21 protein-coding genes and 1 rRNA gene are annotated in these 21,914 nt (G+C 35.3%); 19 read left to right on the top strand and 3 right to left on the bottom strand.

Annotation, left to right across the window (positions count from 1 at the left end):
• The 5 genes from rrf to J2Z35_RS13290 form a co-directional block, all read left to right on the top strand.
• Nucleotides 1–85: ribosomal RNA gene (gene rrf / locus J2Z35_RS13310) — 5S ribosomal RNA — on the top strand; the annotation flags it as partial.
• 268 nt (nt 86–353) lie between these two features.
• Nucleotides 354–929 carry a GNAT family N-acetyltransferase gene (locus J2Z35_RS13305; protein ID WP_209661892.1) on the top strand — a complete coding sequence of 192 codons (576 nt, stop codon included), beginning with the start codon at nt 354–356 and terminating at the stop codon, nt 927–929.
• Nucleotides 930–941: 12 nt separating this feature from the next.
• Nucleotides 942–1,451: a thioredoxin family protein gene (locus tag J2Z35_RS13300; protein WP_209661891.1), complete on the top strand. Its 510-nt coding sequence runs from the start codon at nt 942–944 to the stop codon at nt 1,449–1,451.
• A gap of 189 nt (nt 1,452–1,640) precedes the next feature.
• Nucleotides 1,641–3,995 carry a ribonucleoside-triphosphate reductase, adenosylcobalamin-dependent gene (gene nrdJ / locus J2Z35_RS13295; protein ID WP_334300527.1) on the top strand — a complete coding sequence of 785 codons (2,355 nt, stop codon included), beginning with the start codon at nt 1,641–1,643 and terminating at the stop codon, nt 3,993–3,995.
• A gap of 105 nt (nt 3,996–4,100) precedes the next feature.
• The gene (locus J2Z35_RS13290; protein WP_209661889.1) at nt 4,101–4,466 is read left to right on the top strand and encodes a DUF1292 domain-containing protein; all 366 of its coding nucleotides are present in this window, start codon (nt 4,101–4,103) and stop codon (nt 4,464–4,466) included.
• A 115-nt stretch (nt 4,467–4,581) separates the two neighbouring features.
• Here the strand turns inward: J2Z35_RS13290 and hisC are convergent, their stop codons facing one another.
• On the bottom strand, nt 4,582–5,655 hold the full coding sequence (hisC, locus tag J2Z35_RS13285; RefSeq protein ID WP_209661888.1) for a histidinol-phosphate transaminase: 1,074 nt from the start codon (nt 5,653–5,655) through the stop codon (nt 4,582–4,584).
• A 532-nt stretch (nt 5,656–6,187) separates the two neighbouring features.
• Between hisC and J2Z35_RS13280 the strand changes: the two genes are divergently transcribed.
• The 8 genes from J2Z35_RS13280 to mnmA all read left to right on the top strand — a co-directional run bounded on the left by J2Z35_RS13280 (nt 6,188) and on the right by mnmA (nt 15,395).
• A complete protein-coding gene (locus J2Z35_RS13280) occupies nt 6,188–8,179 on the top strand; it encodes an elongation factor G (RefSeq protein ID WP_209661887.1) in 1,992 nt (663 codons plus the stop codon).
• 155 nt (nt 8,180–8,334) lie between these two features.
• Nucleotides 8,335–10,050 (top strand): ABC transporter substrate-binding protein, encoded by a 1,716-nt coding sequence (locus J2Z35_RS13275; protein ID WP_209661886.1) that lies wholly within the window; start codon nt 8,335–8,337, stop codon nt 10,048–10,050.
• A 62-nt stretch (nt 10,051–10,112) separates the two neighbouring features.
• Nucleotides 10,113–11,075, top strand: a complete 963-nt coding sequence (locus J2Z35_RS13270) for an ABC transporter permease (RefSeq protein ID WP_209661885.1) — start codon at nt 10,113–10,115, stop codon at nt 11,073–11,075.
• A 14-nt stretch (nt 11,076–11,089) separates the two neighbouring features.
• On the top strand, nt 11,090–12,010 hold the full coding sequence (opp4C, locus tag J2Z35_RS13265) for an oligopeptide ABC transporter permease (protein WP_209661884.1): 921 nt from the start codon (nt 11,090–11,092) through the stop codon (nt 12,008–12,010).
• Between the two features lie 10 nt (nt 12,011–12,020).
• Nucleotides 12,021–13,001, top strand: coding sequence for an ABC transporter ATP-binding protein (locus tag J2Z35_RS13260; RefSeq protein WP_209661883.1), 981 nt, complete (start codon nt 12,021–12,023; stop codon nt 12,999–13,001).
• Nucleotides 13,001–13,987, top strand: coding sequence for an ABC transporter ATP-binding protein (locus tag J2Z35_RS13255; protein ID WP_209661882.1), 987 nt, complete (start codon nt 13,001–13,003; stop codon nt 13,985–13,987). The genes J2Z35_RS13260 and J2Z35_RS13255 overlap by 1 nt, the downstream gene beginning before the upstream one ends.
• A 66-nt stretch (nt 13,988–14,053) precedes the next feature.
• Nucleotides 14,054–14,224: a hypothetical protein gene (locus J2Z35_RS13250; RefSeq protein WP_209661881.1), complete on the top strand. Its 171-nt coding sequence runs from the start codon at nt 14,054–14,056 to the stop codon at nt 14,222–14,224.
• Nucleotides 14,225–14,279: 55 nt separating this feature from the next.
• The gene (mnmA, locus tag J2Z35_RS13245) at nt 14,280–15,395 is read left to right on the top strand and encodes a tRNA 2-thiouridine(34) synthase MnmA (protein WP_209661880.1); all 1,116 of its coding nucleotides are present in this window, start codon (nt 14,280–14,282) and stop codon (nt 15,393–15,395) included.
• Between the two features lie 92 nt (nt 15,396–15,487).
• Here the strand turns inward: mnmA and J2Z35_RS13240 are convergent, their stop codons facing one another.
• Nucleotides 15,488–15,730, bottom strand: a complete 243-nt coding sequence (locus J2Z35_RS13240) for a hypothetical protein (protein ID WP_209661879.1) — start codon at nt 15,728–15,730, stop codon at nt 15,488–15,490.
• A gap of 229 nt (nt 15,731–15,959) precedes the next feature.
• On the opposite strand from J2Z35_RS13240, the gene J2Z35_RS13235 reads away from it, so the two are divergent.
• The 5 genes from J2Z35_RS13235 to J2Z35_RS13215 all read left to right on the top strand — a co-directional run bounded on the left by J2Z35_RS13235 (nt 15,960) and on the right by J2Z35_RS13215 (nt 20,237).
• Entirely contained in the window at nt 15,960–16,865 is a 906-nt protein-coding gene (locus J2Z35_RS13235) for an MBL fold metallo-hydrolase (RefSeq protein WP_209661878.1), read from the top strand.
• A 27-nt stretch (nt 16,866–16,892) separates the two neighbouring features.
• Nucleotides 16,893–17,687 (top strand): GTP pyrophosphokinase, encoded by a 795-nt coding sequence (locus J2Z35_RS13230; RefSeq protein ID WP_209661877.1) that lies wholly within the window; start codon nt 16,893–16,895, stop codon nt 17,685–17,687.
• Nucleotides 17,688–17,697: 10 nt separating this feature from the next.
• Entirely contained in the window at nt 17,698–18,381 is a 684-nt protein-coding gene (locus J2Z35_RS13225) for a metallophosphoesterase (protein WP_209661876.1), read from the top strand.
• Between the two features lie 77 nt (nt 18,382–18,458).
• Nucleotides 18,459–19,682, top strand: coding sequence for a 6-phosphofructokinase (locus tag J2Z35_RS13220; RefSeq protein ID WP_209661875.1), 1,224 nt, complete (start codon nt 18,459–18,461; stop codon nt 19,680–19,682).
• A gap of 12 nt (nt 19,683–19,694) precedes the next feature.
• A complete protein-coding gene (locus J2Z35_RS13215; RefSeq protein WP_209661874.1) occupies nt 19,695–20,237 on the top strand; it encodes a CIA30 family protein in 543 nt (180 codons plus the stop codon).
• Between the two features lie 54 nt (nt 20,238–20,291).
• On the opposite strand, the gene J2Z35_RS13210 is transcribed toward J2Z35_RS13215, so the two are convergent.
• Nucleotides 20,292–21,152, bottom strand: a complete 861-nt coding sequence (locus tag J2Z35_RS13210; protein WP_209661873.1) for a PhzF family phenazine biosynthesis protein — start codon at nt 21,150–21,152, stop codon at nt 20,292–20,294.
• 215 nt (nt 21,153–21,367) lie between these two features.
• Between J2Z35_RS13210 and J2Z35_RS13205 the strand changes: the two genes are divergently transcribed.
• Nucleotides 21,368–21,835: a PAS domain S-box protein gene (locus J2Z35_RS13205; RefSeq protein ID WP_209661872.1), complete on the top strand. Its 468-nt coding sequence runs from the start codon at nt 21,368–21,370 to the stop codon at nt 21,833–21,835.
• Nucleotides 21,836–21,914 lie beyond the last annotated feature (79 nt).

Here is a 21,914-nt window from a genome sequence, read left to right as displayed (position 1 = left end):
TCCCATTCCGAACACAGAAGTTAAGCTCTTCATCGCCAATGGTACTTGGACCGCAGGGTCCTGGGAGAGTAGGACGCAGCGAATTAATTAAAGCCACAGCTATGCTGAGGCTTTTTTTGATTTGTGATAAAAAATGCCTAAATACCCACTTAGAAATCTCAGATTATGTGAATTGATAGTGGAATTTTGACATTATAGAATAGAGGCTATAAATATTTTGAAAAAATGAAAATTAATCTCCTTAGATTCGCAAATTATAGTATAATAAACTAAAATATCAGAAAGTTTGAAAAATTAAACCTTTTCAGTGGTTTTTAAATATCATTAAAAGACTTTCCTAAGGAGATGATAAGATGTATTATAAAAAACTTGAAGGAAAAAAATGTTATCTTTCACCAATAAATATCGAAGATTATGAACTATGTACAAGATGGTTAAATGATATGGAAATAAGTATAGGAATGATGAGTGCACAATCTCTAATCACAGCTACAAAAGAAAGGGAGATACTGGAAAAGCTTCAAAATGAGCCATATAACTTTTCTATAGTGGATAGAAAAAACCACACACTTCTTGGAATTGGGGGTATAATTAATATAGATCATATCAATAAAAAGTCTGAGCTTGGAATATTTATAGGGAAAAAGGATATGCAGGGTAAAGGCTATGGGCAGGAAGCTATTTCTCTTATTCTTGATTTTGCTTTTAATATACTAAACATGAATTCCATGCATCTTAAAGTATATTCTTATAATAAAATAGCTATAAGCTGCTATAAAAAAGTAGGATTTAAGGAAGCCGGCAGATTAAGAGAAGCTAAAGTCATAGGGTCATCTAAATATGACGAAGTATATATGGATATTTTGGCTAGAGAATTTGAATCTCCATATATAAATCGAATTATTGAGATGAAGAATGCAGAGATTTAAAAGGAGACAGAGATGAATTTTAGAGAGCTTTATGAAAAAGGACTTGATTACAAAGATTTTCTAAAAACATTAGATATTGAAGATAAAGAGATAATGGAAAGATACTTGAAACTTGTGGTAGAAACTCTAGATGAAAATTTAAAAGAAAAGATAAAAAGCATATATAAAGACATTAAAATACTGGTTTTTGCTGAGGGATGGTGTCCGGATTGTCAAATAAATATGCCTCCTATCTTTCATATTACAAATATTAATCCTAAAATAAAGATGAAGATACTTAAAAGAGATACAAATGAAGAATATCTTGAACCTTACTTTATTAACGGAAAGCCCAAGATTCCTACCATATTAGTCCTAGATAGTACTTATAGAGAAATAGACAATATAATTGAAAGACCAAGGTATGTCAAAGAGCTTTTGGGCAGCCAAAAAGAATCTGAATCAATAATCGCGAAAAGAAAATATAAAAAAGGAGAATTTCTCTCAGAAATTATAAAAGATATAATCGCTATAATCAAGTGAAACTAATGGATATCAGCTAGCCTTTTTTAGGGCTGGCTTTTTTAGGTCTAATTTCCCTGTTACAAATACAATATATTGTGGTAGTATTGTATATAGAGGTTTGGGGTACACTATATATTGTGTTTTTAAAATATCATAAACTATAGAGTTTGTACTTAAGCTGATTATCATTTTAGACTAGGAGGGTTTGTGTTGAAAATAGAAAAAAGAGACGGTCGAATAATGGATTTTGATTATTTGAAGATTAAAAATGCTATAGAAAAAGCAATGAGTGAGACTATAGAAGGGTTAGATATAGATCTGAGCCAGGAAATTTCAGAAAAAATTGAAAAGCAGTTTTCAGATAGTAGAGCCCCAATAAAAGTAGATGAAATTCAAGATATGGTTGAAATCATGCTTATGGCCAGTCCAAGAAAAGACGTAGCTAAAAAGTATATAATATATAGAAGTGAGCAAGATAGGCTAAGACCTAAAAAAGAAAAAAGTGAGCATCAGCTAATCACAGATGAATTTATAAGTAAATATAAACATAGACAGTCACCTATGGGTGAACTTGGAAGTTTTGTATTTTATAGGACTTATTCTAGATATATAAAGGAAAAAGGTAGAAGAGAATACTGGTGGGAAACAGCAAGAAGGGCAGTAGAATATAATACAAGTCTAGCGAAAACATCACCAGAGGAAGCACAAAAACTTTTTGACAATGTATTTAACCTAAAGCAGTTTCTTTCGGGTAGGACCTTTTGGATTGGAAATACTGAGGTATCAAGACATTATCCAATGGCAAATTTTAACTGCGCATTTGAAGTCATAGACTCATTTGAATCCTTTAAAGACCTTTTTTACTTACTGATGATAGGGGCAGGAGTAGGAGTTAGAGTATTAAAAGAAGATGTAAAGGATCTTCCAAAGATAAGAACTGATTATAATTTAATCCATAAGGATTATACTCCTATACCAATGGAAGATAGGCTTGAAAACACATCACTAAACTTCATTGCTGAAGACAAGGCTGAAATTATAGTCGGGGATTCAAAAGAAGGCTGGGTTCAATCTTTAGATTTTTATTTTTCTATACTTAGCAGTCATGATTATAGGAAAGTAAAAACAATAATTATAGATTACTCAAATGTTAGAAAAAAAGGAGAAATGCTAAGAACCTTTGGTGGTACAGCTTCTGGTCATGAAAGCCTTAAGCAGATGTTCATAAAAATAGATCAGGTAGTAAGAAAGAAAGCAATATCTCAAAACCACAAGAGAGTAAAGCTTGAGCCTGTAGATTGTCTTGATATTGCCAATATAATAGGAGAAAACGTAGTAGTAGGAGGAGTTAGAAGGACCGCAGAAATGGTTATAGTAGACCAAAACGACAAAACCTCTATTGATGCAAAATCAAATCTTTATAAACAAGAAGATGGAAAATGGTCTATTGATGCAGATATTGCCCACAGACAAATGAGTAATAACTCGATTTACTACACAGAAAAACCTTCAAGAGAACAATTGAACTGGCAGATAGACAAAATGAGATATAGCGGTGAGCCAGGGTTCATAAATGCTGAAGCAGCTATGGAAAGAAGACCAAATATGAAAGGTGTGAATCCTTGTGGTGAAATACTTCTTGACTCTAAAGGGCTTTGTAATCTAACAACAATCAATGTATTTGCTTTTGTAACTGAAAATAATGAGCTTGATATAGACTCTCTTCTTGAGGCTCAGCGTCTTTCTGCAAGAGCAGGATACAGAATGACTCTCCTTGAGCTAGAGCTTCCAAAATGGGATATAGTACAGCACAGAGACAAACTAATTGGTTGCTCACTCACTGGATGGCAGGACATGATAAATGCAACTGCTATGACAAGAGAAGAAGAAAAGAAGCTTCTTGAAAGGTTAAGAGAGGAAGCTCATAAAGCAGCAAATGAATACGCAAAAGAGCTTGGACAAAATCCGCCACTTTTAATAACTACCGTAAAACCAGAAGGAACTCTTTCTCAGCTCCCTACAGTGTCAAGTGGAGTCCATTATTCACACTCTCCATATTTTATTAGAAGAATTAGGATATCCTCATCAGACCCTCTTTTAAAGGTTTGCGAGGAGCTTGGCTATCCAGTATTCCCAGAAGTTGGACAAGACCCTGCAAATCCTGCTACTAAGGTTGTAGAGTTCCCAGTTAAGGCTCCTAATGGAAAAACAAAGTATGATATAAGTGCAATAGAGCAGCTAGAAAACTATAAACTTTTTATGGAAAGCTATGTAGACCACAACTGCTCAATCACAGTTCACGTAAGGGACAATGAATGGGAAGAGGTAAAGGACTGGGTATGGGAGAACTGGAACACTGTTGTTGCAGTTTCATTCCTTCCCCTTGATGATAGTTTCTATGAGCTTCTTCCATATGAGTCCATAGAGGAAGAGGAGTATGAAAAACGCAAAGCAGAAATGAAATCCTTCGTTCCTTCTCTTATTTCCAAGTATGAAAATGAAGAAAAAGAATTTGAACTTGATAACGACGGTTGCGATAGTGGAGTATGCCCTATAAGATAATTAGAATTAATCATTAAAATCAGAGATGAAAATATGTGGATATGATACAATATATTGGGTAAATAAATAAGAAATAAAATTAGACTATGAATCAAGGAGGAAGTTATGGACAAAAAACATGAAAAAGGTCATATCCACCACCAACATTGCGGAGAAGGATGCAACCATGATCACGACCACAATCATGATCATGAAGAGCCTCTAACATTAGATTTAGTTCTTGATGACGGAAAAGAAATGAAATGCGAAGTAATAGGAATTTTTGATGTTGAAGACAAAGAGTATATAGCTTTATTGCCACTTGAAGATGACAAGGTTCTTCTTTATAGCTATGAAGAAGATGGAGATGAGCTAAATCTTGACAATATCGAAAATGACGAAGAATTTAAAAAAGTATCTGAGACATTCTGGGAGATATTTGGTGAGGAAGAATTTCATCATGTAGATGATGAAGAATCAGATGAAGAGTAATTGAAACTAAAAAAGCACCTTCTTAAAAAGATATAAATATCTTTAAGATGGTGCTTTTTACTTTAAAAATTTAACACTAATTTTTTTATACTACTTATTATAAGGACTAAAGCTTTTATAGCATATCTTTGATTAGCTCTATAAATCTTTTGTTTTGCTCCATAGTTCCTATAGAAACTCTAAGATGCTTAGCTCCCATAGGTCTTACGATTACACCTGCTCTTTGAAGAGCATCAAAGATTGAAAAAGCATCCTTTTCTACACCAAAGAAAATATGGTTAGTCTCTGACTTGGCATAAGGTACATTCATAGCATCAAACTCTTTATAGATATATTCTTTTCCTTCTTTGTTTACATCATAGCTCTTCTTTATAAAATCCTGATCATCAAGAGCTGCATATGCTGCAACTTGAGCCAAAGAGTTTACGTTAAAAGGTCCTCTGATTTTGTCTATTTCAGTAACTATACTTGAAGCTGCAAGTATATAACCAACTCTTAGAGCGGCAAGGCCGTAAGCCTTTGAAAAAGTACGCATAATCACGAGATTAGGATATTTTGAAAGAAGATTTTCGCTATCCATCATATAATCATCTCTAGTTACAAACTCTCTGTATGCCTCATCAAGAACCACAAGTACATCTTCGCTTACGCTATCAAGTAGCTCTATTATCTCAGATGTAGGAACCATAGTACCAGTAGGATTGTTTGGATTACAAATCCATATAAGCTTTGTCTTATCAGTTACCTTATCCGCCATTCCCTTTATATCAAAAGTAAAGTCCTTTAGAGGAACAATTACTGGAACAGCTCCCATCATTACAGCTGTTGATATGTATCTTGGGAAAGTGATATCAGCCATAATAACCTCATCACCATGGTCTAAAAATGTCTTAGATAAAAGGTCGCACATCTCATCAGAACCACTTGATAAAGAAACTTCAGATGGTGACACAGAGTATATACCTGCTATTTTTTCTTTTAAAGAAGTACAGTTTCCATCTGGATAAAGGTTAAGATTATCAAGATGCTTTATTATAGCTTCCTTTGCAACAGGAGAACATCCAAGTGGATTTTCATTTGATGCAAGTTTAATAACCTCTGTAAGTCCAAACTCTCTCATTACATCCTCTATAGGTTTGCCTGGAACATATGGCTTTAGTGTTGCTAATTCATTTCTTGCCTTTAACATATAAAAAAACCTCCTTAGATTTGCTTATGAAAACCTTTACCTTACATATCTTAATTATATATGATATGTCTGAATATTATAATACTAAAGGAGAAATAAAATTAATAGATAAAAACTATTACATTTATACATAAAAGTGATTAATAAAGAACACTTGCTAAAGAATAGGGAATTAAATATAGGAAGATTAATACTTTTTATCTATGCTAAAATATTTTTGGAAAAAATAAAAAAATTTTTAAAAACTGTTTTAATTTATACCGAAATGGTATATAATAAATGAAAGATAATAATTATCAATAAGATAAATATTATCTCAAGCCCATATAAATAACCCCCATTAAGGATCCGCCCCCCGGGTCCTTTTTTCTTTGAGATTGTTTTCAGAAGATTTCAAATAAATGATTTGATTTTTCACTTATCTATAGATATAATTACATCAAGGCAAGTTTAAAATAAATTTTAAAATTTTGCATAGAGATGATGGAATCTTCTGTTAATAATTCTACATCTCAGGAGGGGAGAATGTCTTATGAGGGTTTACGAAAGTGACAAGATCAGAAACATTGCAATCCTTGGCCACAGTGGTTCGGGAAAATCTAATTTGATGGAAGCTATAAATTATACTGTTAAGCTTACAAACAAGATTTCAAAGCCCACTGATGAGCCAAAGCTTACTTCATCTATGAATCTACATTCACTTGAGTGGAGTAATCACAAATACAATTTTATAGACACTCCAGGATACTTTGATTTTGAGGGCGAAACTGTATCAGCTATGGCTGCTGCATCAGGAACCATAATTGTAGTAGATGGAACTACAGATCTTCAGGTTGGAACAGACAAAGCTCTTGAACTTACAGATGAATACCAAACTCCTAGATTTATTTTTGTGAACAAGATAGATAGTGAAAAATCTGATTATGATAAAATAGTAGAACAGCTAAGAGCGCGTTATGGAAAGAAGATTGCTCCTTTTCACGTTCCATGGGGACATGCTGAAGATTTTAAAGGATTTATAAATGTAGTTGACTTATTTGCAAGAGAATATAACGGCAAAGAGTGCGTTACTGTTGATATGCCTACAGATATGGATGATAAGATAGAACCTGTAAGAGAAATGCTTATGGAGTCTGTAGCTGAGTCTGACGAAGAGCTAATGGACAAGTATTTTGCAGGAGAAAAATTTACAGTAGATGAAGTACACAAGGGACTTAGAGCAGGTGTGCTAAACGGGGATATAATACCTGTGCTTTGTGGCTCTACTGCTAAAAATATAGGAATTCATACCCTTCTTGATATGATATGGGATTATCTTCCTTCTCCAGTTGATGAAGGAGATATATACGATAAAGAAGAGTTTGCAGGTCAAATATTTAAAACTCTTGTAGACCCATTTGTAGGTAAGATTTCATTTGCGAAAATACATGAGGGAGCAGTAAAACCTGACTCCGAACTCTATAATATAAATAAAGGGCACAAAGAAAGAATACCAAAGGTATTCGCCCTTACAAATGGAGAATATAAAGAACTTGAAAAAGCAGTTGCTGGAGATATAGTAGCCTTTACTAAGCTTCAAGATACATCAACTGGAGATACACTTGCTTTTAGCACCAAGTTTGAACCATATAAGAAGCTAATCTTTCCTAAACCACAGATGCTAGTTGCTATAGAACCTGTAAATCGTGGGGATGAAGAGAAGATATCATCTGGACTTCATAGATTTATGGATGAGGACCCATCCTTTAATTGGGAGAGAAATGCAGAGACAAAGCAGACTGTCCTCGGTGTACAAGGAGAAATACATGTAAATAATATAAAAGACAAGCTCAAAGAAAAATTTGGAGTAGATGTAAATCTTCTTGACCTCAAAGTTCCTTATAGAGAAACTATAAAAGGAAAATCCGACGTGCAAGGCAAACACAAAAAACAAAGTGGAGGTCATGGACAGTACGGGGATGTTAAAATAAGATTTGAGCCATCTGAAGAGCCTTTTGAATTCAAAGAAGAAATTTTCGGAGGATCAGTACCAAAGTCCTATATACCTGCTGTTGAAAAAGGATTAAGAGAAGCTATGGAGCATGGCCCTCTTTCTGGGTTCCCAGTGACAAATATAAGAGCTATACTTTATGATGGTTCCTATCATGATGTAGACTCTTCAGAGATGGCGTTTAAGATGGCTGCAAGCATTGCGTTTAAAAAGGGAATGGAAGAAGCAAAGCCTGTACTTCTTGAGCCTGTGATGAAGCTAAAGATAATAGTTCCTGAAGAATATATGGGAGACATAATGGGAGATATCAACAAAAAACGAGGAAGGATATTAGGTATGGAGCCTTATAAAGGAACTAAACAGATGATTCATGCAGAAGCTCCTCAATCTGAGACTTTCAAGTATGCAATAGACCTAAAGGCAATGACTCAAGGAAAAGGTTATTTTGAGATGGAGTTTGCTAGATATGAAGAAGTACCTTCTCAGATGGCCCAAAAAATTATAGACGAAAAGAAGCTAGTTCAAAATTCTTAGTGAGAATTTAAAAAATTATGAAAAATCCGAAGATTTCATCTTCGGATTTTTTTATGTTAAATTTTAATTGACACCTTTACATAATTTTAGTAAGATATAGAAAATATATTATATACAAAATTTTCTTAATAATTAAACAAAGGGGGAGTGTTGAAATGAAGAAGTTGAAATGGAAAGGAATTGCGGCCATAGCATTAGCTAGTATGCTTGCGCTTAGTGGATGTGGTGGAGGAACACAAGCACCAGCTGAAGGGGGAGGCGAAAGAGCTGACCTTACGTCCCAATCGGTAGATATTGTAAAAGCTACTGATACTAGTAGAAATCCACAGGCAGCGCTTGACAGAAAAGACACTATAGTAATTGGAACAGATGATTTTAATGGGGTATTTATTCCGCAACTTGGGCAGACTGTACCAGATAGGCAGATATATGAGCTTTTGTTTGAGCCACTTGTAGGAGTAGATGAAGAAGGTAAGCCAATTGATGATGCTATTGCCACTTGGACAGTAGAAGACGATGTGAAATATACATTTACTATAAAAGACGGAGTAGTATTTTCTGATGGAACTCCTGTTACAGCAGAAGACGTAGAGTTTTCATATCTTGTAATTGCAGATCCTACATATGACGCATCTAGCGACATAGGAAAATACGGGATATTAGGCGTAGATGCATATAAAAACGGACAAGCAGACAGCATAGAAGGAATCAAGGTAATAGACGAAAAAACAATCGAATTTACTCTTGAAAAGCCAAACGCAGAAGTTATTTACTTCTTTACACTTGGAATAATACCTAAAGCTTATTATGGAGAGGGATATACATTTGGTGATTTATCTTCAATTAGAGACCTTCAGGCAAAGCCAATGGGCTCAGGGCCTTATAAATTTGTAGATTACAAAGAGGGTCAAACTGTTACTTTAGTGGCAAATGAAAATTACTGGCAGGGAACTCCAGGAATACCTAATGTAATATTTAAGGTAACTTCAAATGCAACTCAAATGCAGGAGATAATCTCTGGTCAAATAGATATGCAAGATATTACAGTAAGCGTAGAAAATGTAGAGCAGTTAAAGGCGGCAGGTTTTGTGGACCTTCACATATTCCCGACAAACGGATATGGATATCTAGGAATGAACCACGAGCTTCCAAAATTCTCTGATGTAAGAGTAAGACAGGCTCTAACTTACGCAATAAATAGAAAAGATGCAACAGAAGCCATATATGGACCATATGGTAATGTCCTTAACATACCTCAATCAAGAGTTTCATGGTCTTTTACAGATGAGGGAATAAACTCATATGACTATGACCTTGAAAAAGCGGCAAGTTTACTTGACGAAGCTGGTTGGGAAATGGGAGATGACGGCTTTAGATACAAGGATGGAGAAAAATTTGAAATATTCTTCACTGGAATGTCTGACCACCCGGTACTTGATATCCTTCTTCCTATGATGATTGAATCATATAAGGAGCTTGGAATAGATTTCAAGGTAGAATATGTTGACTTCCCTACTCTAATAGACAAAACCAACAACTATGCTGCAGAGATGTGGTTCCTTGCTTGGTCTCTTACACCAGACCCAGGTTCTGCATCAAACGTATACAGAACTGGCGGACCTCAAAACAAATACAACTACTCTAATCCAGCGGCAGATCAGCTTTGGATAGATGGAGTTGCTGAGACAGACTTTAACAAAAGAGCAGAGATATATGGAGATCTTTATAGAATTCTTAATGAGGATATTCCTGTAATAATAATCTACCAGAGAAGTGATATGTGGGCTGCAAATTCTAGACTTGAAAATTTCAACGTATCACCGTACAGAACATTTACTAAGGATCTTTGGAAAGTTACTATAGCTGATTAAGAATAAAAATTGAAAGCCCAGTCTGCATTGACTGGGCTTTAATTCTAAGGGGGATCTTTTTAATGAGGCAATATCTAACTAGACGTTTAATACAGATGATTCCTATACTTATTGGTATATCTGTAATCATATTTGGATTGTTTGCTCTTGCACCAGGGGATTTTATAGATGCCAACATGTCTATGGGAGCCTCTCAGGAGAGAATAGACGAGCTAAAGGCTCTTTATGGATTTGACAAACCACTGCTAGTAAGATACATAAATTGGGCATCAAATACAATAAGGGGAAATTTGGGTCTTTCTCTTCAGTTTATGAAGCCGGTTACAGAGGTAATTGATGATTATGTTTGGAACTCATTTATACTTGCCTCGATAGCATATATGCTGTCTATACTTATAGCAGTGCCGGTAGGTGTGCTTTCGGCTACAAAGCAGTACTCAAAATTTGATATGGGAGCTACAGTATTTGCTCTTATGGGTATAGCGATGCCTAGTTTTTTTCTTGGACTCTTATTAATTAAATTTTTTGCAATAGATTTACCTATTTTCCCTGTATCGGGGATGAGTACAGCTGGAGCCAACAATACAGGTCTTGCTCATATACTAGATGTAGGAAAGCATTTGATACTTCCTTCAATGGTACTAGGACTTACAGGAGTAGGTTCTCTTATGAGATATACAAGAACTGCAATGCTTGAAGTAATAAGACAGGACTATATAAGAACTGCAAGAGCAAAAGGTCTTGGTCAAAGGACTGTAATTTATAGACATGCTCTTAGAAATGCACTTATACCAGTAGTTACAATACTTGGAATGATGCTACCGTCACTATTTGGTGGAGCGATTATAACTGAACAAATATTTGCATATCCTGGAATAGGGAGAATAGCCCTTATGTCCCTTAGTAAAAGAGACTACCCACTGCTTATGGGTTTTAATATGATGCTTGCAGCGCTTACTCTTTTAGGAAATCTACTTTCAGATATACTTTATGCAGCTGTTGACCCTAGGGTCAGACTAAAATAAGGGGAGGGATAATAATGGCAGAAGCTACAGAAACAATAAAAATAAAAAAACAAAACAACGATACTATTGAGTCCCCTTGGAGGCTGGCTTTTAGGAGGCTAAGAAAAAACAAGCTTGCTATGACAGGGCTTTTTGCACTTGTATTTATGTTTATATTTTCATTTATAGGACCACTTTTATCGCCTTATAACGTTATTCAGACAAATATACTAAACGCTAATAAGGCTCCAAGTGCTCAGCACTGGCTAGGGACTGACTCCATAGGAAGAGATGTACTCCTTAGACTAATGCTTGGAGGCAGGATATCCCTTCTTGTAGGACTTGTATCGGTATCTATATCGGTAGTTGTGGGCACTACAGTTGGAGGGCTTTCTGGATTTTATGGAGCTTGGGTAGACAACCTTCTTATGAGAATGGCGGATATATTCATGGCAGCACCTTTTTTTCCTATACTTATAATACTTTCAGCAGTAATGAGTGATCGCAAAGTCACTCCTGAAAACAGGATATTTATAGTAATGTTTATAATAGGGATTCTTAGCTGGGCTGGACTTTCTCGCCTTATAAGGGGACAGATACTTTCCCTTAGAGAGCAGGAGTTTATGCAGGCAGCCGAAGCACTTGGAATAAGAGACAGCAGAAAAATAATGAAGCATCTTATACCAAACGTAATTCCTACGATTATAGTATCTGCAACCCTTGGAATAGGTAGTGCAATACTTACAGAATCAGCATTATCCTTCTTAGGACTTGGAGTTAATCCTCCTATACCATCTTGGGGAAATATGATTCAGGCCGCGAATAACTTTTATAATCTTCAGTTTAGACCGTGGCTTTGGATACCCCCTGGAGTATGTATCTTTGTGACAGTTATGTCTATAAATCTGCTAGGTGATGGACTTAGAGATGCTTTAGACCCAAAACTAAAGAGGTAGGAGGAGCAAAATGAGAGAGACACTTGTAGAATTCAATGATGTGCATACCTATTTTTACACTGAAGCTGGAACAGTAAAGGCCGTAAATGGGGTAAGCTATAAGATAAATAAAGGACAAACAGTAGGTATAGTTGGAGAATCTGGATGTGGTAAGTCAGTTACAGCAATGTCTTTGATGAGATTAATCGCAGAGCCTCAAGGTCAGATAGTAAAAGGTAGCATCAAGTTCGAAGACAAGGATGTAACAAAGCTTTCTGATTCTGAGATGATGAAAATAAGGGGCAATGATATATCTATGATATTTCAGGAGCCAATGACTTCACTAAACCCAGTATTTACAGTAGGAAACCAGATTATGGAAGCTATAATGCTTCACCAAAAACTAGATAAGAAAAAAGCTAGAGAAAAAGCTATAGAGATGATAAAGCTAGTTGGAATACCAAGGTCAGAGGCTATCGTAGATGCCTATCCTCATGAGCTTTCAGGGGGTATGAGACAGAGGATAATGATAGCAATGGCACTTTCATGTAACCCAAAGCTACTTATAGCAGATGAGCCTACAACAGCTCTAGATGTTACTATTCAGGCTCAGATACTAGATCTTATGAGAGATATAAAAGAAAAGACAAACACTTCAATAATGCTAATCACCCATGACCTTGGGGTTGTGGCTGAAATGGCAGACTATGTAATAGTAATGTATGCAGGAAAGGTAATTGAAGAAGGCTCAGTATTTGATATATTCAAAGACCCTCTTCATCCATATACCAAGGGACTCCTAAAATCAAAACCGGTAGTAAATCAGGAAATGGATAGACTTTATTCTATTCCAGGTCAGGTACCCAATCCTATAGGAATGAAGGATAGCTGTTACTTTAACGAAAGATGTCCTCATGCAATGGAGATATGTAAGACAAAAATACCTCAATTAAAAAATGAAGATGGGGAGCATAGAGTAGCATGTTTCCTTTATGACCAGGGGGTGAAGTAATGCAGGAAAAAATACTTAGCGTACAGGATCTAAAAAAACACTTCCCTATTAAAGGTGGGGTAATTCAAAGAACAGTAGGTCATGTTAAGGCAGTGGATGGAGTAAGCTTTGATATTTATAAGGGAGAAACCCTAGGAATAGTTGGAGAATCAGGCTGTGGCAAGTCTACAACCGGCAGAGCCATAATAAGACTATTTGAAAACTCTGGTGGTCATGTTTACTTCAAAGGGGAGGACATCAACAAACTGAGCAGAAAAGAGCTTAGAGCACTTCGTCCAAAGATGCAGATGATATTTCAAGACCCATATAGCTCACTAAACCCAAGGATGACAGTAGGTCAGATTGTGGGAGAAGCCCTTGAAGATCACGGAATTATAAAAGACAAAAAAGAACTAAGAAAAAAAGTTATAAAAACCATAGAAGACTGTGGACTTGCAGCCTACCATATAGACAGATATCCCCATGAGTTTTCAGGAGGACAGCGTCAAAGGATTGGTATTGCAAGAGCACTTGCACTAGATCCAGAATTTATAATAGCGGATGAGCCGGTTTCTGCACTTGATGTGTCTATTCAGGCTCAGATTATAAATCTACTGATGGACCTGCAAAAGGAAAGAGGACTTACCTACCTATTTATATCCCATGACCTTTCAGTTGTGGAACATATATCTACAAGGGTAGGGGTTATGTATCTTGGGTCAATGGTAGAGCTTTCTCCCAGCAAAGAGCTTTACAAAAATCCACTTCATCCATATACAAAGGCCCTTTTATCCGCTGCACCTGTGCCTGACCCTACTGCAAAGAGAGACAGGATAATACTTAGAGGAGATATACCATCACCTTCTAACCCTCCTCCAGGATGCAAGTTTCACACAAGATGTCCATATGCCATGGATGTATGCCAGCTTGAGGTTCCGGAATTTAAAGATAGGGGAGAGGGCCATTTTGTGGCTTGTCACTATGTTGATATGACGATTGAAAATTAGAGAGATTACCACTACCTACTTAAAGTATGATATAATTATTTGAAACCAGTAAAGGGAGGACTTTTTATGTACGAAAAGAGTGAGACTTTAAAGACTAATGAGGAGATGGAAAAGCTGACACTCAAGGATTTTATGGCTATCTGCCTAGCTCAGTATTCCATATTGATTCCATTAGGACTTGGAGTACTTTTTATATACTTTATCATAATGGTTCTCATAACAAAGGTCTGGTTTTAAAACCCATATACTGTAGATAAGGTAGTGGGAAATTTTTAAAGCAAGGATGATATAGGTGAAAAAAAGAGTAGTTTTAGGAATGAGCGGAGGAGTAGACTCTTCTGTATCAGCGGTTCTTCTTAAAGAAGCTGGATATGAAGTAATTGGAATCTTTATGAAAAACTGGGATGAAAAAGATGAAAACGGAGTATGCACAGCTACAGAGGACTATGAAGATGTAAGAAGAGTAGCCGACCAGCTGGGGATACCATACTATACAGTAAATTTTGAAAAGGAATATTGGGACAGAGTCTTTACATATTTCCTTGATGAATATAAAAAAGGAAGGACTCCAAACCCTGATGTAATGTGTAATCAGGAGATAAAGTTCAATGCCTTTCTTGACTATGCACTAAAGCTTGAGGCGGATTATATAGCAATGGGTCACTATGCAAGAGTTGAGGAAAGAGATGGAAAAGCCTGTCTTGTAAGAGGTATAGACGAAAATAAAGACCAGACCTACTTCCTTTCGAGGATAGGGCAAAAAGCACTTTCAAAGACAATCTTTCCAATAGGGAATCTTCAAAAGAAGGAAGTAAGAGAAATTGCTGAAAAACACAAGCTCTTTACTGCAACTAAAAAAGACTCAACAGGAGTCTGCTTTATAGGAGAAAGGGATTTTGATGCATTTTTAGATAAATACCTTCTTTCAAAACCTGGAGATATGATTACAGTTGATGGTGAAAAGATAGGCACTCATCATGGACTGATTCACTACACCCTAGGCCAAAGAAAAGGAATTGGAATAGGTGGAGTAGGTTCAGGAGAACCATGGTTTGTAGTAGGAAAAGACCTTAAGAAAAACATTCTCTACGTAGCCCAAGGCGAAAAAAACGAAGCACTTTACTCAGTATCCCTTGTAGGAGAAGATCCTTCATGGACACTTGACGAAGAGCCACGGTTTCCACTAAAATGCACAGCCAAGTTTAGATACAGACAAAAGGATATACCTGTCACTGTAGATAAACTTGAAGATGGCAGTCTTCATATAGTATATGACGAGCCTGTAAAAGCAGTGACACCAGGACAGGTAGCAGTAATTTATGAAAGTGATGTATGTCTTGGAAGCGCTATAATCAAGGCAATAGAGCCACTAAATAAAAAATATAGCTATTTAAATAACTCTATCTAGATTTTCTAGGCTTTATAATACAAATAAAGTAAATAAAAATGTAACCAATAAAAAAGAGTAGTCTTAGCAAATAGCTAGGCTACTCTTTTTCTCTATCCTAAAAATTTTTCTCCCAAGTATTTTTTTATATCCTCAGGTGGTGAATCAGGAGTGATGAGGATTTCCTTTTCAGTCTCTTCGAAATAAACAAGAACCTCGGCATCTCTATTTTTGAAAAACTTTCTTACAGTCTCTTCAAGAACTTTTCTGATTTTAATCATATTTTTTTTCTTTTTTTCATAATCCTTAGTATAATATGTACCTTTTAACGTATTTACCTTTGTATATCTATTCAAATCAAACTCTCCTTTATATAATTTATATTAAAATAATAAAATTTATAGCTCTTCTAAATAGTATTTTTAAAAAAAGTTCATAGATTTCTGATATAATAATTAAGGTTAGTTATATTATATCATAAAGTAATTATGCATATTATTATGAAAAGGTGAATAAGTAATTTGTTTAAAAAAATAAAGGTTAAGAGTAGTTAGGCAGATTATAGTTTAGAAATAGAGGGAAAAAATGGAGATTAAAAAAATAAAGGGACATAGCTCTTACATAAAGGGTGGAACAAACACAGGGATATTTACATTCAAAGATAAATCTATACTTGTCATAGACCCAGGACTTTCTACCTCAAGAGGAAGAAGACTTGCAGAGTTTTTCAAAAAAAATGAGCTAAGGGCAAGATACTGCATCACAAGTCACGAACATCTAGACCATTTTGAAGCCTACAGACCCATTAAAGATGCATTTTCAGGATGCTCATTTTATTGCGCTAAAGAGTCTAGGGCGTTTTTAGAAAATCCAAAGATGTTTTATACCTACGTCTATGGAGCTAAGCCAAACAAAAGACTTTTGGGACAGGCAAAGGCAAGCTCTTTTGACCTTGATATAGAGGACTCACTGATAGAAGGTGAGATAAAGCTAAACGACATAAAATTTCACATAGTAGACCTTAAAGGTCATAGTCACGGCCTTGCAGGCATTATTACTGAGGATAAGGTATTTTATGTAGGAGATGCACTTTTTGATTATCATATAATGGAAAAATATGATTTCCCATTTATATTTGACCTTGAAGAATATCTAAATAGTCTTGATAAAATAAAAAATTCCGATTTTGAATTTGCTCTACTAAGCCATAGTAAGGAAGTATATGATAAAGAACAAACCATGGATTTAGTTGAAAAAAATAGGGAAAATGTATTTAAATATAGAGACCAGATTAAAGAGTTTTTAAATGAGCCATACACTAGAGAAGACCTTCTTAGCGATATTATTGAATTAAATGGTCTTAAGCTTGATTACAAAGAGTATCATTACTATTATTCTACTTTAGGTTCATTTATCACACATCTTATGGATAACAATGAAGTGGAATTTCAAATAGAAAATGGCAAGATGTATTATTACAAAACTCTATAAACTAGTTTGTTTGAAAGGGGAAGATTTATGGAACTAAGAGAGTGGCAGTCAATACTAGTACCTTATAAGTACGCAGTTGAAGAGCTTAAGGTGAAGTTTAAAAACATAAGAAATGAGCTTGCAGAAAACGGAGAATATGCCCCGATAGAATTCGTAACAGGAAGAGTAAAAAAAATATCGTCAATCATAGATAAGGCCAAGAGGCTTGATATAGATTTATCTGAAATAGACGAAAAAATAGAAGATATAGCAGGAATCAGGATAATGTGTCAATTTGTTGAGGACATATATACTGTTGTAAGCTATATAAGAAGCAGAAAAGACATGACGGTTCTTTATGAAAAGGACTACATAAAAAACAATAAAGAAACTGGATATAGAAGTTATCATATTATAATTAAATATCCTATACAAACAGTGGCAGGAACAAAAGAGATACTTGCAGAAGTGCAAATACGAACTCTTTCAATGAATTTTTGGGCGACTATAGAGCATTCCCTAAGGTACAAATACAACGACTATCTTCCATCAGATATATCAGATAGATTAAAAAAAGCAGGAGATGCAGCATTTAATCTAGACCAAGAAATGAGTGAAATAAGGGAAGAGATAGTAAGAGCGCAGGTAATGTTTGAGATGAAATCAATTACAGTAAAAGATATTGTAAGGTCTATTCAAGAGCTTACAAGGATGGGAAAAATAGAAGAAGCAGCTTTTTTCCAAAAGAAATTTGATGCGGTAAACAACGTATCAGACATGGATGAGATAATAACCCTTAGAAATCAGATTAATAATCTTGTTTATGAGCTAAAAAAAGAATAGTGGTGATAAATTGAAAATATATGCAATAGGAGATCTTCACCTTTCAAAAAGCTCCAATAAGCCTATGGATATATTCGGCTGGATTGGATATAAGGAAAAGATATTTGAGGACTGGAATTTAAAAGTAGCTGATGAAGACCTTGTGATTATAGCTGGAGATACATCGTGGGCAATTTCCCTTGATGAAGCAAAGGCAGACCTTGATGAAATAGAAGCACTACCAGGGAAAAAAATAGTCATTAAAGGAAATCATGATTACTGGTGGGCCTCACTATCGAAGATGAACAAACTATATGAAAGTATCACTTTTCTTCACAATACTGCCTATGAATTTGGTGATTATGTCATATCTGGTACAAGAGGATGGATATGCCCAAACGAAACAAAATTTGAAGAAGCAGACCAAAAGATATATGAAAGGGAAGCCCAAAGACTGAAAAACTCTTTGGAGGCAGCATTGAAATTTAAAGATAAAGAAATTATTGGAGTCCTTCATTATCCTCCCACAAATGACAAATTTGAAAATTCAATGTTTACAAATCTTTTTAAAGAGTATAATGTTCATAAGGTGGTTTATGGACATCTTCATGGCCAAGAAGCTTTTAAGCTCGGTCTCCAAGGAGAACTGGACTCTATAGAGTATCATCTTGTGTCGTGTGATTATCTAGACTTTAAGATTAAAAGGATTGCATAAAAGGAAGGCGTAAGTCTTCCTTTATTTTTAAACAGAATTATGAGAATATTCAAATTTAAATAAAAGGAGGGCTATCTATGAGCTTAAAAGGAAAAGTACTAGTAGCACAAGGAGGAGGGCCTACTGCTGTAATCAATCAATCTATGGCTGGAGTAGTGCTTGAAGCTAGAAAATTCATGCAGGTAGACAGGGTATACGGGGCTGTTCATGGAGTAAGAGGAATCATCAATGAAGATTTTATAGACCTAACTCAAGAGACCACTCATAACCTTGAATCTGTTGCAAAAACTCCATCATCTGCACTTTTTTCAACAAGAGACAAGCCAGATGAAAAATATTGTAAAGAGATATTTGAAGTACTTAAAGCCCACGACATCAGATACTTTTTTTATATAGGAGGAAACGACTCCGCATCCACAGTTCAGATAGTAAATGAAAACGCAAAGAAATCATCCTATGAATTTAGAGCTATTCATATTCCAAAGACTATAGACAATGACCTACTTGTAAATGACCATACTCCAGGATATGGCTCAGCGGCCAAATTTGTCTCACAGGCATTCAACGGAGTAGACCTTGATAATAGAGCTCTTCCTGGTGTTTATATAGGGGTAGTGATGGGAAGAGATGCAGGGTTTTTAACAGCTGCCTCAGCTATTGCCCAAAAATTTCCAGATGATGGACCTCATCTTATTTATCTTCCTGAAGTTGCTTTTGATAAGGAAAAGTTTTTAAAGGATGTAAAGGAAACTTATGCAAAATACGGAAGATGTGTAATTGCAGTCTCTGAAGGCATTAAAAATGAGGATGGAGTACCTATAGCAAAAGAGCTTATGAGTAAGGTGGAGTATGACGCACATGGAAATATAGTACTTTCAGGTAGTGGCGCACTTGGCGAAAAACTTGCAAAATACGTAAAAGAAAATCTTGGAATAAGCAGGGTAAGGTCAGACACCTTTGGATATCTTCAGAGATCTTTTATGGGATGCGTATCAGAGGTAGATCAGCATGAGGCTAGGGAAGTTGGAGAAAGAGCGGCTCAATATGCTCTTTGGCACAATATGGATGGCTCTATTACAATACACCGCACAGGAGATTACTCTGTAGACTACAGACTAACTCCTCTTGAAAGGGTAGCAAAATACACAAAATGTATGCCAGAGCACTTTATAAACAAAGCAGGAAATCATGTGACAGAAGAATTCAAAAGCTATCTAAGGCCTCTTATAGGGCAAGATACGTCAACTGCACACCTTCTTAGAGCTCCTATGGTGGAAAAGATTCTTGGCAAGAAGCTATAAGGGGAGATTTTTATGGTTGTACTAAAAACAATTTGGGGAAAAAATAAAGAGGATATTAAACTTCAGGCCCTCACAGACGATATAATTGGAGGAAGTTCAAAGAGTAAGATATTTATATCTGATGACAAAGAAATAATTTTTAATGGAGAGGTTTCATCAAAATTGGGTGACAAAAGTTATGCTGCTTTTAAAACCTCTATTATTAACATCGAGTATAGTGATGAATATGATGGTGTATGCATTAAAATCATGGGAGATGGAAAAAAATATAGACTAGTAATCAGGACTACATTCAAGGAAGATAGTATATACTTTCATCGTACTTTTATGACCAAGCCCCATGAGTGGCAAACTCACTATATTTCATTTGATGAATTCAAGGCATATTATAAATATATTAGGATTCCTGTACTTAAGATAAATAAGACAAAGATGAAAAGCATGGGAATAATGATTTCCGACAATCAGCATGGTCATTTTCATCTAGCAGTAAGTGATATAGCCTTTTATAAAGGAAAGGTAGAGCATATCATAAGTAGAAAGCTCCTCAAATAAATATACCTTAAAAAAAGATGCACCTTCCTAAAAAGAAGGATGCATCTTAATTTTTTAGAGATAAAGCTTGATTTCATTGGCAATCACAGCGTCGCCCCCTATGATTACCTTTTCTATATTATTTTCGGATATCTTTAAAGAACCATAAATAAGGGAAGGTCTTTCCATAAAATATCCCTGCTCAAAGGTCACATCCTCATAATTATCAAGAAGCTCATGCTTGAAAAGATAAGAAAGTAATGCACCGCTTGCAGTACCTGTTGCAGCTTCCTCTGGAATTCCATAAAGTGGTGCTAGATTTCTGCATGAGCATGTCTTATTATGAAGAGTTTCCTTTGTAAATATATGATAACCCACTGCATCATATTCCTTGCTTATTTCAGAAACCATATCAAAATCAGGCTCTATAGATTTTAGTATTTCAAGTGATTTTATAGGAACGATAATATCCAAAAGCCCTGTTGAGACCATTTCCACAGGAAGATCATCTATGATATCAGACTCAGATATTCCTAGACTTTTAGCGATTTTGTACTTTGGAATCTCACCCATATGAGAAGGAAGGCTCTGGTTCATAAACACAAGCCCAGGATCTCTAATCTCTACATTTAAAATACCAGCCTTAGTTTCTTGAGTATAATTTCCAAATGTGATGATTTGCTTTAGAAAAAGAAGCTTGAAGGTAGCAATTGTAGCATGGCCACATAAATCTACCTCGTCAGAAGGGGTGAAAAACCTGACTTTAAAATCCGCATTATGTGATTTCATGACAAATGCTGTTTCAGAAAAACCAACCTTGTTGGCTATCTTTTGCATTTCCTCTTCTGATAAATGATCAGCATTTAATACAACTCCTGCAGGATTGCCTCCGTCAAGTACGCTTGTGAAAGAATCTAAGGTATGTACACTTATCATTACTTGTATCACTCCCTTTTATAGTATATGATAAAAAATAGTTGAAAATAAAATTCAAAAAACGTTTTCCGGGTATTTAGAAGTAACAGAAAATGGGTATAGAACTATATTATTAATATTATATCATTCAATTATAAAAAATATGAGTATAATTATTTCTTATCGGAAAATCCTCACATATAACTAATCAGATAACAAGACTGGAGGCACAGGGTTTGAAAAAGTTGACAGCATTCTTACTTACGATTTATTTGTTCTTCATAGCTATAGGGTATTCAGATGCAATGGAGACAACCCAAGCTGAATATGTAAGAGATTATTCGAACCTGAGGCATATTACTCTAATGATAGGGCTGGTTCTTGTATCTGTAGTAATATGGGGAATTAAGGAAAAAAGAATAAATATAATTCTCAGGGAAAGCGAAGAAAAATACAAGCTATTATTTGAAAATGCTGTAGAGGCTATTATGGTATTGCAGGATGGAAAGTTTAAAATATTTAATCCAATAGCAGAAAAGATTCTAAAATCAGATGCGAATCGATTAAGGTCAGTTAACTTTATGGAAGTTGTATACAGTGAGGATAAAGAAAGAATTTCTAAGCTTCACCTGGATAGATTATCAGGAAAAGAGAGTGGTACAAAGCATACATTTAGAATAGTAGGGGAAAAAGCAATCTGGTAATATGTCAAGAAAAGATTTTTAAAGAAAACGTACAAAAGATTTAAAGAAGGGCAAAGCAAATAGAACCTATGATTTTCAA

Source organism: Acetoanaerobium pronyense (genome assembly GCF_017874355.1).
Taxonomy (GTDB): domain Bacteria; phylum Bacillota; class Clostridia; order Peptostreptococcales; family Filifactoraceae; genus Acetoanaerobium; species Acetoanaerobium pronyense.
This window is presented reverse-complemented; position numbering and strand designations above follow the sequence as displayed.